The organism is Nocardia tenerifensis NBRC 101015 (genome assembly GCF_000308715.1).
Lineage (GTDB): Bacteria > Actinomycetota > Actinomycetes > Mycobacteriales > Mycobacteriaceae > Nocardia > Nocardia tenerifensis.
Genome location: NZ_BAGH01000094.1, coordinates 1 through 13,583, shown reverse-complemented (window position 1 = coordinate 13,583; position 13,583 = coordinate 1). Strand labels below are relative to the sequence as shown.

Sequence of the window (13,583 nt, the reverse complement as noted above, 5' to 3'; positions counted from 1 at the left end):
CGCCTCGGCCGCACTCGCCATCGTGTTGGCGGTGTACATGCCGCCGCAGGCGCCCTCGCCCGGGCAGATGGCACGCTCGATGGCGTCGACGTCCTCGCGGCTCATCAGGCCGCGCGAGCACGCGCCGACCGCCTCGAACGCGTCGATGATCGTCACCTCGCGCTCGCTGCCGTCGGACATCTTCGCGATGCCCGGCAGAATCGAGCCCGCGTAGAGGAACACGCTCGCCAGGTCCAGCCGGGCCGCGGCCATCAGCATGCCCGGCAGCGACTTGTCACAGCCCGCGAGCAGAATCGAGCCGTCGAGGCGCTCGGCCTGCATCACCGTCTCGACGCTGTCCGCGATCACCTCCCTGGACACCAGGGAGAAATGCATCCCCTCGTGCCCCATCGAGATCCCGTCCGACACCGAGATGGTCCCGAACTGCATCGGAAACCCGCCCCCCGCGAACACGCCGTCCTTCGCGGCCCCCGCCAGCCGATCCAGCGAGAGATTGCACGGCGTGATCTCGTTCCACGACGAGGCCACCCCGATCTGCGGCTTCCCCCAGTCCTCATCCCCCATCCCCACCGCCCGCAACATCCCCCGAGCAGCAGTCTTCTCGAGACCGTCGGTCACATCACGACTACGAGGCTTGATATCCGGGGTCTTACGCTCAGTCGACACGATCCCCCATCATCCTCCCCTCCCTCACAAAACCCGCGCCCCCACGCCAGATTGCTCGCGAGTCGCTCGACGGGGTAGCGGGAGCGGATCACTCCGCACGCCTTGACATGGGGCCCCAGATGTGGGGTAGTGGCTGATACGCGCCAAGGCGTTCCCTTGGAGGGCAGGGATGTTATTGCGGCCGGGGCAGATATTCGCGGGTTACTCGATCGTGCGACTGCTCGGTTCCGGCGGGATGGGTGCGGTCTATCTGGCCGAGGATCCGGCCCTGCCGAGACAGGTGGCGCTGAAGGTGCTCGCCGAGCATCTCGGCGCGAACCAGCGATACCGCAGCATTTTCCGGCGCGAGGCCGAGCTGGTGTGCCGGTTGGACCACCCGAATGTCGTCTCGGTCTACAACCGGGGCGAAGAGGGCGACACGCTCTGGATGGCGATGCAGTACGTGGACGGCACCGACGCGAGCGAACTCATGCGCAAGGAACCGAGCGGATTGGCGCCGGACCGGGCGGCCCGCATAGTCTGCGCGGCCGCGAAGGGGCTGCAGCACGCGCACGAGCAGAATCTGCTGCACCGCGATGTCAAACCCTCGAACATCCTGGTCGCCGCTGGTGACGACGGTGAACGCGTGCTCGTCGCCGACTTCGGGCTCGCCCGCGCCATCGAGGAGGCCGCCACCGTCACCGAAACCGGTTGGCGCGCATGCACTCCCGCCTTCGCGGCACCGGAAGTGCTGGCGGGGCGTCCGGTGGATCGGTGTGCGGACATCTATTCGCTCGGTGCGACGCTGTCGGCGCTGCTCACCGGTTCGAATCCGAGCGGCCCCTCGCCGCCCGGCGGGACCCGAACCGTACGGGACACTCCGGAGCCCACCCGGGTTCGGCCGGATGTCCCACCGGCACTGGACGACGTCATCGCCCAGGCGATGGCGGCGGATCCGCGGCGTCGCTACCAGAGCTGCACGGAGTTCGCGGATGCGGTGCGGTCGGCGATCGGCGATACCGAGCGGTCGCCGCGACAGCGCGGCTTATCCGGCCTGGTGCGCGGCCGGCGTGCCCGCATCGCCGTGCTCGGGGGGATCGTCGCCGTGGCCGCGGCGACCGCTGTCTGGCCGACTCCCCATCGATCCGATGGCGCCGCCCCGACGAGTGTGCCGCAGACGAGCGGCGCGCGGACGGGGCTGCTGCGGTGCTTCTGGAGTGCGCGGGTACCGATCGGCACCGGCTTCTATGTCGAATTGCCGAGTGCGGCAGCCGATCACGATGATCCGCGCTGCGCGCTGAACGAGGGTGATCGAGGCGATTCGGTCACGGTCCTGCGGCAGGCGCTGACCATGTGCCACGGCATCGAACTGGACAAGACGACGGTGTACGACCTTCCGATGAAGCGGGCCATCCGGCATCTGCAGGTCGACCACAGTGCCGACGTCGACGGCATCTACGGACCGCAGACGCGGGCGAAAGCCATACAGTGGCCGGTGTTCCGGGTCGCCGACGGGGCCTTCGACGGCCGATGCGTACCGGCGCCATGACACCGGGCATCGAGCCGCCGGGCGCGATCGATGTGCGCGTCCTCGGCCCGGTGCGGTGGTACGTCTCGGGCCGACCGCTCGCCGTAGGAGGGCCGCTGACCAGGGTGATGCTCGCGGTTCTCGTCGTCAACCGGCGCAACGCCCTCTCGCCGACGCGATTGGCGAACACCATCTGGGACGGTGATCCCCCGCCGAGCTTCCGCGCGAACCTGCACAATCGCATCGCCGAACTGCGGGCCGCGCTTCAGTCCGCCGAGGTGGCGGCGACCACGACGCTGCGCACCGACAGCTCCGGCAACTACTGCTTGGACATTCGGGACGAGGACTGCGATCTCGGCCGCTTCGAACGAGCCAGGACCGCGGCGATGGCCGCATTCGACATCGGTGACCACGAGCGCGCGGCCGAGTACTTTCTCCAGGCGATCGCGGAATGGAGCGGCGCGGCCCTGGACGGTTTGCCGACGTCCACCTTCGTCGAGGCGTTCTGTGCGCACATGGACGAGGAGCGGCAGCGCACGCTCGAGGCGCGGGTGGACCTGGAGATCGCCGCAGGCCGGGCCGCCGAGGTCATCGGAGAGTTGCGCGCGCTGACCGCACGGCACCCGCTGCGCGAAACCCTGTGGGCACAGCTGATCACGGCGCTGTACACGGTGGGGCGCCACGGCGACGCGCTCGAGGCCTGTCGTGCGCTGCGCGGGCAGTTGCGCGAACAGGGAATGGTTCCCAGCGACCGGTTGGCGCGGCTGGAGCAGCGCATTCTGCGGCATGAGCCGCTGCCGAACCCGGGGCGAATTCGCTTGGCGCGCAACGTGGATACTGATGGGTCGACGCTGCTCGAGACGCTGGGGCACATTCTGCTGTACGTCGAGGACGGCAGGCGGTTCGAGGTAACCAGAGCCGGGATGACGATCGGCCGCAGCGCGGATAACGACATTCGGCTGCAGGACGCCAAGACCAGCCGTCATCACGCCAAGGTCGTGGTGGACGGCGAGGTGGTCCGGATCGAGGATCGTGATTCGGCCAATGGCGTGTACGTCAACGACCGGCGCGTTCGGGGGCGGGCCTCGCTCGTGCCCGGCGACCGCATCCGGATCGGTTCGCTGACGCTCGAGGTGCGGCGCCCGCTGGCCTGATCCGGGCGTGAGTGTTTCCTTGGTGAATCGTTGCGCGCGGTTCCTAGTTTCGTGGTGTCGGGATCACACCCCAATTCGCTAGGAGCAATTATGAGTATCACTACGACACAACACTTTTCCGGACACCACCGCATTCGCCGCTTGATCGCGGCCGGCGTCATAGGCCTCGCCGCGCTCGGCGGAACCGTCGCCGTCGAGGCGCCGGCCAACGCCACGCACGAGCACGCCTCCTCCATGAACGAATGCCTGGTCTTCCGCCCGGATCTGTACCAGGGCGTCCGAAACCAGGCGCAGTGCGTCGCGGCACTGCAATCGTTCCTGCGCTTCCACTACGGAAACGGCGCCGTCGGCGTCGACGGCAAGTTCGGCCCGGAGACCACCGGGGCCGTGAAGAACTACCAAGGATCGGTTGGCATCCGCCAGGACGGCTACGTCGGGGCAGATACCTGGCGTCACATCGCGATCAGCTGCTCCCAGCGCGGCGACTGCAACTACAAATGGCCATACCCGTTGCCCGACTGAATCTTTCGCCTACCCCCCAGACAGCGACCGAGTGCGGCACCGTGAACCCACGGTGCCGCACTCGACCGAAGAGAGTAGATCGCCGGCTCTCGCCAGGTCATCAATCGACGCATGCGGCGTTTGTCGGATGGCGATGCCGCGTCATATCACGGAAGTCGCATGGGTACCGATCGGCCGTCCGTTGTGCTTACTCGGATTTCGGGCTTCTCGAACATCGGGATATCGCCGGTCTCCGAGCGAATCATCCGGGTACGAACCAGAGCGAACGCCAGCCCGTCGGCTCCGATGACCTCGGTCGCCTTGTCGACACTGGAGATGAGCGCAACCTCCGTGGCATCGGCGGCGGCTCGGCCGGTCACCGCGAACCATCCGAGTTCCAGCGGCTCACCGCTGGGCCCGATTCCGCAGAATCCACGCCCGGAAACGCCGGTCAGCGGCGTGTCCCCCGTACGCCGCTCCCGGACCCCTTCCGTCGGCAGGCGCGTCCCACCTGACATCCCCGGTGCAACCCAGTTGCCGTCCTCACAGGGAACGAACACCACCAACCGATGGTCCGGGCTTTCGAGCAGCACAGCCGCGATCTCGTCGCGGGCCAGCACCGCGACAGGGACCATCGCGGTATCGACGCTGTGCGCCACACCGGTCGCGACAGCAACCGCCGGATGTTGCAAAACCGCTGCGCTCAACGGTTTCTCCCTTCACTCACGAGCACGCTAGCACTGCAAGGTGACAGTTCCGCTGGTGTCCTCCGAGAAGTCGATGTTGACGTGTTGTCCGATCATGGCGACATACGTGGTGAACTGGCTGATGCTTCCACCAGACGAACATTCATAGAAGAACACCTCAGTTTTGTCGGGGTCGGTTGATTTCGAGCTGCCGAACGCCGCGGTGGAGCCATTCTTCTGCAGGACATATTCGATATTGCGTCCATCTGGACGGCTTGTGCAGTGCACCTGATAGCCGAACGCGATCGGCGCATTGGCGGCATTGCCTGCCTTGTACGGCGGAATCGCATGGACGATGCATGTGACATGGTCTGCCGCCGAAAGGGGCGGTTGCGCCTGAGCTGCAGCGACTTGCCCGCAGGGCAAGGCCATCGCCAGCAACACGATTTCCGCCACGGATCGAGCCCTCATCATGTACCCCCACTCTCGATGAAAATGGCACGCATTCGACACGAACGCCTGCCTCGTCTCCCCGGTCGTCAGGCGAATGAGCTTCCCGAATACGCCTGGACTACAACGATTGTGACAGGAAAAGGCCCAATAGATAGTGGCATTTTCCCGCGCGCAGAAGTCCGGCAGCGCTGCCAATGTGTGACCGTGCCGGTCGTGCGCGACTAGCGGCTGGGCTCGGCCCCAACGTCGGTGGGCTGCCCGGCGGGGCGGTGGGTGGTGAAGGTGGTGGTCAGGGCTTGGTGGTCTAGTTTTCCTCGGGGGGTGCGGGGGAGGGTGGGGAGGGTTAGGAGGTGGGTGGGGATGCTGGGGGTGGGGAGGGTGGTGCGGAGGTGGCGCCAGATTTCGGGGAGGGTCGGGGGGTTGTCGGCTGCTAGGACGATGGCTACGGCGGGGGTTTGGCCCATGCGGGGGTCGGGGAGGGCGATGCAGGCGGCCTCGGCTATGCCGGGGAGGGCGGTGAGGGCGGCCTCGATGGCGGCGGGCTCGACATTGAGGCCGGCTCGGATCAGGGTCTCGCTGGCGCGGCCGAACAGGTGGAGGCGGTCGCCGTGCAGAGTTCCCTTGTCCCCCACTGACATCCAGCCGTCGACGGGTCCGCCGGTCACGCCGTGCTCGGTGAGGTAGCCGTCGAACAGCATGTCGCTGCGCACGAACACCAGCCCGTCACGGATGTCCACCTCGACACCGTCGAACAGCCGACCGGCCGAATGCTCGTCGGCGTCGCCGAGCCCGCGATCGAAGGACACGAAACTCAATTCGGACGCGCCGTAGAAGTGCACGAGGGACGCGTTGGGCAGCACCTCCTGCAGCGCTTCCCTTCCCGGCCGCGGCCACCGAGCCGCCGACGACAGCACCTCGCGAACGGTGGGGATCGGTGCGGTCCCGGACCGCACCACGTCCCAGGCGATCGTCGGCACCGAATACAGATGCGTCGCACCGTCGTTCAGCGACTCCATCACCGGCCGCAGATCCACCGTCGCACCCCGGGTGAGGGCGTGCAGCGCACCGTAGAGGAAGTGCGTGTGGTCGAGAACGCCGGGCGCCGAGACGAGATCGCCATTGCCGATATCGAACGTGGCGTCGGAGCGGTCGAGCGTGGTCGCCCACGAAAGCTGGTTGCGCACAAACAACTTCGGCTCGCCGGTGGTACCGGAGGTGATGCCGACCAGCAGCTCCGAGCCGGGCTCCGCACCCCGAACCGAACCCGCCGCCGCCAGCACGGATTCCGTGCCGATCACCCCGTCGAACCCGAGCTTGCGCACCCGGCGATGCTGACGCGCCGACGCGACGACGGCACCGGGTTTCGCGAGCTCCAGCACCCTGCTCAGCTGATCCGGCAGCAGATGCCGGTGCAGCAGAACCACGCTGACGCCCGCGTACGCCGCGCCCGTCACGACGACCAACGACTCCACATCCGAAGTAGGCAGCACCGCAACACGATTCATGCCCGCCAGCCCCGCCGCCGTGCGGGCGACCCGCGACCAGAACTCGCGATAGCCGACCCGCTCACGACCGGAGATGATTGCGGTGGACTCCGGATACTCGACGGCACGCGCGCGAATACGCTCGGCCAGCAGCTCACTCATCGTCCACTCCTCTCGCGGCGAGCGCGTCGCCCATCGCGTCCGCCGTGCGCAACGCCCGCACCAGCACCGGCGTCGCCAGCGCCGTCATCGACCACTGCAACCCGCGGGCCCGCCGCGCCTCGGCGACCTCGTGCACGATCCCGGCCAGCAGCGGAACACACCGAATGGCCAGCGCCAGCAGCAATCCCACGCGATCGGGATCGACGCCGAACCGGCGCAGCGGCCCGAGCGAGCGCGTCACGGTGTCGAGCAGATCCGTCACCCGCGTGGTGAGCGTGACCAAGGCCGCGAGCGCCACCGAGAGCAACAGCACCCCGCACACCACGACCGCCCGCGCGGGCGAGGTGATCAACACCTGGAACACCGCGATGATCACCAGCATCCAGACGATCGGACGCAGTTGCGCCACAGCGACTCTCCACGGAATGCGCGCCACCGCGAACAGCCCCGCCGCCGCCACGCCGGCGATCCCGACCTCGAGCGGGCTGCGCACGAACACCGTCGCCGCCACGATCGACACGATCAGCAGCACCAGCTTCGCCCCGGCAGGCAGTCGATGCAGCAGCGAGTCCCCCGGCCGGTACAGCCCGATCATTCGACCAGTTCCCGATAGGCGGGAACGGCGGCGGCCGGGGTGCCGTCGAACGCGACGAGCCCCTCGTCGATCACGATCACCCGCTCGAACCCGTCCAGCAGCGCGAGCTGATGCGTCACCACGATCACCTGCTGATCCATCGCGTTCAGCGCGTCGGCCACCACGCGCGCGTTGCGCAGGTCCAGCAGCGTGGTCGGCTCGTCGGCGACGACCACCTCGGGCCTGCGGATGAGCACCGCGCCGATGGCGAGCAGCTGCTTCTGCCCGCCGGAGAGCAGGTGCGAGGGGTGGTCGCCGTGCTCGTGCAGCCGGAACCGGGCCAGCATCTCCTCGACCCGCGCCGCGACCTCCTGCTTGCTGAGCCCGGTGCGGCGCAGCGAGAACGCGAGATCCTCGGCGACCGTGGGCATCACGATCTGCGTGTCCGGGTCGGTGAAGACGAAGCCGACCTTGCGCCGCACCTGCGCGCCCTTGCGCGCGGTGTCGACACCGTCCACCGTCACGGTGCCGGAGGTCGGCGTCAGCAGTCCGTTGATCATGCGCGCCAGGGTCGACTTGCCCGAGCCATTGGCCCCGATGATGCCGACCCGCCGCTCGGTGATCCGAAGATCGATGCCGCGCAACACTTTTCGCTCACCGAAACGGTGCGTGACCGAGGAGAAGACGATCTCGCTCACGACCGCGCCTCGCCGGCATTCATCGCACACGCTCCACCAGCATCGCGATCCCCTGCCCGCCGCCGATGGCGCAGGCCGCGAGTCCGAGCGCGGGCCCGCCCGCGCTCAACATCTGACTCGCCAGCCGCACCAGCAGGATCGCTCCCGACGCTCCCCAGGGATGCCCCATCGCGATGGCCCCGCCTTGCGGGCAGATCTTGGCTTCGTCCACCCCGAGCTCGTCCGCGACGGCGAGCACGACGGAGGCGAAAGCCTCGGTGATCTCGACGATTCCCACATCCCCGAGATCAACCCCGGTGCGCCGCAGCAGCTTCCGAATCGCCGGCACCGGACCCAGGCCCGGGTACGCCGGATCCGACCCGGCCACCGCCGAGCCGAGTATCCGCAGCGCGGGCAGTCCACCGGCCAGCGACTCGGTGGTCACCGCGAGAACCGCCGCCCCGTCGGAGATGCCGCACGAGTTCCCCGCGGTCGCCGTCCCCTCGGCACCGAAACTCGGCCGCAGCCGCGCGAGTCGCGCCTCGGTCATGCCCGGCCGAATGCGTTCGTCGCGGCGCACCTGCCCAATCGGCACGATCTCCGCGCCGAAATCGGTTGCCGCGGCGAGGGTGTGGGAACGCGCCGCGTAGGCGTCCTGCCGTTCCCGGCTGATCCCGCGGACGCGCGCGAGATCGTCGGCCGCCACCCCCATGTCCGGATCCGGAAAGCCTTGCGGCGCAAAGGGAGCGCGGGTGTACCGCACTGGCTCGGCGCCCGCGACCGGCGGCCAGAACCGCCACGGCGCGGTACTCGCCGACTCCACACCGCCTGCCAGGATCAGCGAGTCGACGCCGCCGCGCACCCGCGCCGCCGCCTGCATCACCGCGTCGAGGCCGGAACCGCACTGCCGATCCACGGTGACACCGGGCACCTGCACGCCGAACCCGGCCCGCAGCGCCGCGATCCGCGCCGGATTTCCGCCCGGTCCCAGGCAGTTGCCGAGCACGACATCGTCCACCTCGGCGTCGACACCCGCGCCCCGCAGCGTCGACCCCACCGCACGCAGCACAGGGGCGGCCAGGTCGGTGGTCGTCAGCTCCGCGAAACCGTGCCCGGCATTGCCGATCGGCGTTCGACGCGGCGCTATCAGCACGGGGTCCGAGTTCATGCGAGCAAGTCTTTCAGCTGACCCCTGGCGACCTTCCCGCTGGCGGTGCGCGGCAGCCTCGGCAGCGGCACCCAGCGGCGCGGCATGGCCTCCTTCATCAGCAGCCCACGCGCCTGCGCGCGCACCGCGTCGAGTTCGACGCCGTCGAGTTGCACTGCGGCCGTGACGATCTCGCCGAACACCGCGTGCGGCGCGCCGACCACCGCCACCGCGGCGACGCCGTCGAGCCGCCCGAGTACGCGCTCGACGTCCTCGGCGACGACCGTCGTGCCGCCGACATTGATGGCGGATTCGCCCCGCCCCCGCACGACGAGTTCCCGGTCCGCGCCGAGCTCGGCGAGGTCGCCGACGCCGAACCACTCCGGGCCGCCGAGCACCGCGTACGGCGTCCGCACATAGAGCAATCCGTCGCGAATCTCGGCGTCGACCGCGTCGAGCAGGCGCAGCGGCTCGGGCACCCGGCGCGCGGCGACGAGCGAGACCTCCGCCGACCCGTAGTACTCCACGATCTCGACGCCGGCGGCCGCCGCCCGCGCGCCGTCGTCGAGCGCGATGCCCGCGACGATCGCCGTCCGCAGCCTCGGCGCCCGGTTCACCACGTCCCGCAGCACGGCAGGGACCGCGTGCACGACGGTGGCCGAGGACGCGTCGTCGGTGACACAGGCCCCCTGCCACAGCGCGTGCAGCGCGCCGAACAGATGCATGGTCGCGTGCAGCGGCCCGGTGATGAGCACCCGATCCACGGCCTCGACGCCGGTGATCGCCGTGAACGCCGGAAAGCTGTCGAACCAGGACGCGGCGGTGCGGGCGAGCGGTCGCGGACGGCCGGTCGAGCCGGAGGTCGTCACCAGCAGGAACGCCGAGGGCGGAAGGTCGCCGCGCGCGGGCCGCGCATCGGGATTCTCGACGCGCACGGGAATGCCCCGCCGGAACGCGGCGCAGACACAGATCAGCGCGTCCGACACGGACAGCGTCGACGCGTCGTAGACAGGCGCGTCGTCCCGGGCGATCCACTCCTCGATCGCCCGGTCGAGCTGGCCGAAAGTGTAAGCGCGACCGCCGAATTCGATGGCGGGCCGATCGGGGGCGCCACCGAGTTCCGGACTACGCACGGATCAGGCCGGGGTACGCGCGGTGCACACCCTTGGCGACCACCGTCGCGACGACGACCTTCGCCAGATCGCCGGGGATGAACGCGAAGTTGGTGCTGACCGCGTGCCGGAAATCCAGATCGGTGCGCAGCAGCAGCCCGAGGGTGCCGAAGAGGTAGATGACGAGGATCCCGCCGAGCGCGTTGATCAGCAGGCCCAGCACCACCGGGTACTTCGGCACGATCCGCGCGGTAAGCAGCCCGATGACCAGCGCCGCGGGCACCCAGCCCACGAGGTAGCCCGCGCTCGGCCCCGCCATGGCGGTGAGTCCCGTCCGGCCGCCCGACAGCAGCGGCAGGCCGATCATCGTCAGCGCGAGGAACACGAGCACGGCGGCCGTGCCTTTACGCGCGCCGAGTACCGCGCCGGCCAGGATGACGCCGAGGGTCTGCACCGTGATCGGCACGCCGCTGAACCCGACCGTGATGGCGCCGGGCAGCCCCATCGCCGCGATCAGCGCGGCGAACACCGCCACCTGCGCGATGTCGCGCGCCGAAAAGGCCACCCTCGACCGCCGAGAGTTCTCGATACCGTCCACGACGACTTCCTCCACTGCACTTGAACGACGTTCAAGGTAGCAGGTGAGGCGGACGCGCTCGCCCGCGGCGGGCGGTCAGTCGTGCGAGTGCGCCCTGGCCTGAATCCGGGCCTGCACCTCGGGCCTGCGCAGCGGCGGGATGGACTTCGGCGGCACCTTGCGATCCGGCAGTTGGGCGAGCAGCCTGGCCGTCACGGCCGCGATATCCGCGACCGCGGCGTCGACCGCGGGCTTCGTCGCGGCGGAGATGCTGGACAGCCCGCCGACCTTACGCACGTACTGCAGCGCGGCGGCCTGGATCTCCTCCGGCGTCGCGGCGGGTTCCAGCCCCCGCAGGGCGGTGATGTTTCGACACATACCACGAGGCTAATCTGTCGCACGAGTCCGCGCCCGGGTCCGCTGCCGACGCCATCGGCGCACCGCCCGCACGATAGCTACTCCGCGGCGATCTGTCCGGACTTTCCCGCACCCGCTCGAGGTGTTATCGACCGTTGGCCCAATCGAAAACGTGTCGTAACCATCCGAATAATTACGGCTAATATTCGAACTTTCGCTGCGCCAACAGGTTCCGCGACTTAGGATCGAGAGCGCCTGAAATGCTCTGTCATATCGCAAAATTCGCTCCCGTGATCTGCCTCCACAGGCATCGCCGTGCCTGTCGAGCCGCCGTGCACAACCATCGAATCTGAACGATCACCTATTCGGACATTCCGTCGCCGGGCCCGTCCGAGGTGACCATTTCGAGGTGAGGATCCAATATGACAATCGAAATGCCTCTCTCCACCGAAACCAACGGCAACGGTAATGGCAACGGCCGCAAGAGTCTCAGCACCGGCGCCGCCGCCAAACTGGCGCACACCACCAAATCCGAACCCCAGATGCAGGGCATCAGCTCGCGCTGGCTCACCCGCATGCTGCCGTGGACGCAGGTCAACGGCGGTGTCTACCGGGTGAACCGCCGCCTGACGCACACCCTGGGCAACGGCGTCATCGAGTACATCATCGACGGCGCGCAGGCCCGCGTGATCCCGATGGAACTGCGCGAGCTGCCCGCCCTGCGAACCGTCGAAGACGAGGACGTACTGCGGACCCTCGCCGACAGATTCGAGCAGCGCGATGTCGAGCCCGGCACCGTCGTCGCCGAATTCGGCAACCCGATGGATCAGATCATGCTGATCGTGCACGGAAAACTGGTGAAGATCGGCTCCGGCGAATACGGCGAGCAGACGAAGCTCGGCTTGCTCGCCGGCGGCACCTCCTTCGGCGAGGAATGCATCACCGACGACTCGGCCATTTGGCCGGTCACCGTCAAAGCGGTCACCAAGACGACCATGCTCGTCATGCCGAGGCAGGCCCTGGAAGAAGTGCTCGACAACACACCGGGTCTGCGCGAGCAAATCTCCGAGGCGGCGGCCTCCGCGACGCGACCACAGAACAAACACGGCGAGGCAGCTATCCAGATCCACTCGGGCCACGCGGGCGAGCCCGAATTGGACGGCACCTTCGTCGATTACGACGCCCGACCCCGCGAGTACGAACTCAGCCTGGCGCAGAGCGTGCTGCGCGTGCACACCCGCGTCGCCGATCTGTTCAACGATCCGATGAACCAAACCCAGCAGCAGTTGCGATTGACCATCGAGGCGCTCTACGAACGCCGCGAACACGACCTGGTCAACAACCCCGACTTCGGTCTGCTGCGCAACTGCGATCTCAAGCAACGCATCTACACCGAATCCGGCGCGCCCACCCCGGACGACATGGACGAGCTGCTCAGCATGCGGCGCAGCACCAAACTCTTTCTCGCCCACCCGAAGGCGATCGCCGCGTTCGGCCGCGAATGCAGCAAACGCGGCCTCTACCCGGATCCGGTCGACGTCGACGGCCACCGGGTGCCCGCCTGGCGCGGAATACCGATCTTCCCCTGCGGCAAGATCCCCGTCAGCGACACCCAGACCACGTCGATTCTCGCGATGCGCACCGGCGAGAAGGATCAGGGCGTCATCGGGTTGCACCAGACCGGACTGCCCGACGAGTACGAGCCGAGCCTCAACGTCCGGTTCAAGGGCATCGACGACCAGTCAATCATCTCCTACCTCGTCAGCTGCTACTACTCGGCGGCGATCCTCGTCCCGGACGCGCTCGGCATCCTCGACAACGTTCTCGTCGCCCGCCAGACCGACTGACCCCGGACGATCAGCGACCTCGATGTCCTTCGACGCCGCGGCGGCCACGAAAGACGCAGCGGCCGCGGCGTTCCCAGGTCGTCGGCGACCGGAGGCCGGCGCGACGACCCTGTAAGGGAAGGTGTACGTGCTGATGGTCGAGAGCACCTCGGCGGCGACGAGCCGCCGGGCGGGCGAGATCCTGACCAGTGCCCGCAAGCTATGCGATCCTGTTCTGCGCGAAGCGGTTTCGTCACTACCCGAGCCGCTGCGCCTGATGGGCGGCTACCACTTCGGCTGGTGGGATGCCGAGGGCGCCGCCACCCCTCGGCAGGCGGGCAAGGCGTTGCGGCCCGCGTTGACCGTCTGCTCGGCCGTGGCGTGCGGCGCGACGGCGCGGGCCGCGCTCGCCGCCGCGGCCGCCGTGGAGCTCGTGCACAACTTCACGCTGCTGCACGACGACGTCATGGACGGGGATCAGGTCCGGCGCGGCAGGCCCGCGGTCTGGACGGTGTGGGGCATTCCCGACGCCCTGCTGCTCGGTGACGCGCTGCACGCCTTGGCGATCCGGGTCCTGGTGACCGGTCTGCCGGGGCGCACGGCGACGGCGGCGATCGCCAGACTCGAGTCGGCGGTCATCGAGATGTGCCACGGCCAGCACCAGGACTGCCGGTTCCGCACCGTCGGCCCCGTCGACGTC

At 68.5% G+C, this 13,583-nt stretch carries 15 protein-coding genes; 5 read left to right on the top strand and 10 right to left on the bottom strand.

Going from position 1 to position 13,583, the window contains the following annotated elements; all coding sequences use genetic code 11:
• Positions 1-669 (bottom strand): dihydroxy-acid dehydratase domain-containing protein (locus ON39_RS07610; protein WP_040732557.1); only part of this gene is annotated, 669 nt, incomplete at its 3' end.
• Between the two features lie 166 nt (positions 670-835).
• Between ON39_RS07610 and ON39_RS45695 the strand changes: the two genes are divergently transcribed.
• The 3 genes from ON39_RS45695 to ON39_RS07595 all read left to right on the top strand — a co-directional run bounded on the left by ON39_RS45695 (position 836) and on the right by ON39_RS07595 (position 3,849).
• Positions 836-2,194 carry a serine/threonine-protein kinase gene (locus tag ON39_RS45695; RefSeq protein ID WP_051186389.1) on the top strand — a complete coding sequence of 453 codons (1,359 nt, stop codon included), beginning with the start codon at positions 836-838 and terminating at the stop codon, positions 2,192-2,194.
• Entirely contained in the window at positions 2,176-3,327 is a 1,152-nt protein-coding gene (locus tag ON39_RS07600; protein ID WP_051186388.1) for a BTAD domain-containing putative transcriptional regulator, read from the top strand. The genes ON39_RS45695 and ON39_RS07600 overlap by 19 nt, the downstream gene beginning before the upstream one ends.
• 90 nt (positions 3,328-3,417) lie before the next feature.
• Entirely contained in the window at positions 3,418-3,849 is a 432-nt protein-coding gene (locus ON39_RS07595) for a peptidoglycan-binding domain-containing protein (RefSeq protein WP_083894303.1), read from the top strand.
• Positions 3,850-3,995: 146 nt separating this feature from the next.
• Here ON39_RS07595 and ON39_RS07590 read toward each other — a convergent pair whose 3' ends face one another.
• The 9 genes from ON39_RS07590 to ON39_RS07550 form a co-directional block, all read right to left on the bottom strand.
• The gene (locus ON39_RS07590; protein ID WP_146251236.1) at positions 3,996-4,535 is read right to left on the bottom strand and encodes a hypothetical protein; all 540 of its coding nucleotides are present in this window, start codon (positions 4,533-4,535) and stop codon (positions 3,996-3,998) included.
• 27 nt (positions 4,536-4,562) lie between these two features.
• Positions 4,563-4,970, bottom strand: coding sequence for a hypothetical protein (locus ON39_RS07585; RefSeq protein ID WP_040732549.1), 408 nt, complete (start codon positions 4,968-4,970; stop codon positions 4,563-4,565).
• Between the two features lie 218 nt (positions 4,971-5,188).
• On the bottom strand, positions 5,189-6,613 hold the full coding sequence (locus ON39_RS07580; RefSeq protein ID WP_040732548.1) for an AMP-binding protein: 1,425 nt from the start codon (positions 6,611-6,613) through the stop codon (positions 5,189-5,191).
• On the bottom strand, positions 6,606-7,208 hold the full coding sequence (locus ON39_RS07575; protein WP_040732547.1) for an energy-coupling factor transporter transmembrane component T family protein: 603 nt from the start codon (positions 7,206-7,208) through the stop codon (positions 6,606-6,608). The genes ON39_RS07580 and ON39_RS07575 overlap by 8 nt, the downstream gene beginning before the upstream one ends.
• Positions 7,205-7,885 (bottom strand): energy-coupling factor ABC transporter ATP-binding protein, encoded by a 681-nt coding sequence (locus ON39_RS07570; RefSeq protein ID WP_040732554.1) that lies wholly within the window; start codon positions 7,883-7,885, stop codon positions 7,205-7,207. The genes ON39_RS07575 and ON39_RS07570 overlap by 4 nt, the downstream gene beginning before the upstream one ends.
• Positions 7,886-7,904: 19 nt before the next feature.
• Entirely contained in the window at positions 7,905-9,032 is a 1,128-nt protein-coding gene (locus ON39_RS07565; protein WP_040732546.1) for a thiolase family protein, read from the bottom strand.
• Positions 9,029-10,144 carry an AMP-binding enzyme gene (locus ON39_RS07560; RefSeq protein ID WP_040732545.1) on the bottom strand — a complete coding sequence of 372 codons (1,116 nt, stop codon included), beginning with the start codon at positions 10,142-10,144 and terminating at the stop codon, positions 9,029-9,031. Before ON39_RS07560 ends, ON39_RS07565 begins: the two co-directional genes overlap by 4 nt.
• Complete coding sequence (locus tag ON39_RS07555) at positions 10,137-10,721, bottom strand: biotin transporter BioY (RefSeq protein WP_174412506.1); 585 nt, start codon at positions 10,719-10,721, stop codon at positions 10,137-10,139. Before ON39_RS07555 ends, ON39_RS07560 begins: the two co-directional genes overlap by 8 nt.
• A 75-nt stretch (positions 10,722-10,796) precedes the next feature.
• On the bottom strand, positions 10,797-11,078 hold the full coding sequence (locus ON39_RS07550; protein WP_040732544.1) for a DUF2277 domain-containing protein: 282 nt from the start codon (positions 11,076-11,078) through the stop codon (positions 10,797-10,799).
• Between the two features lie 401 nt (positions 11,079-11,479).
• Between ON39_RS07550 and ON39_RS07545 the strand changes: the two genes are divergently transcribed.
• Together ON39_RS07545 and ON39_RS07540 are read left to right on the top strand one after the other, a co-directional pair.
• Complete coding sequence (locus ON39_RS07545) at positions 11,480-12,904, top strand: family 2B encapsulin nanocompartment shell protein (RefSeq protein WP_040732543.1); 1,425 nt, start codon at positions 11,480-11,482, stop codon at positions 12,902-12,904.
• 133 nt (positions 12,905-13,037) lie between these two features.
• A partial coding sequence (locus ON39_RS07540) for a polyprenyl synthetase family protein (RefSeq protein ID WP_040732552.1) occupies positions 13,038-13,583 on the top strand: 546 nt, incomplete at its 3' end.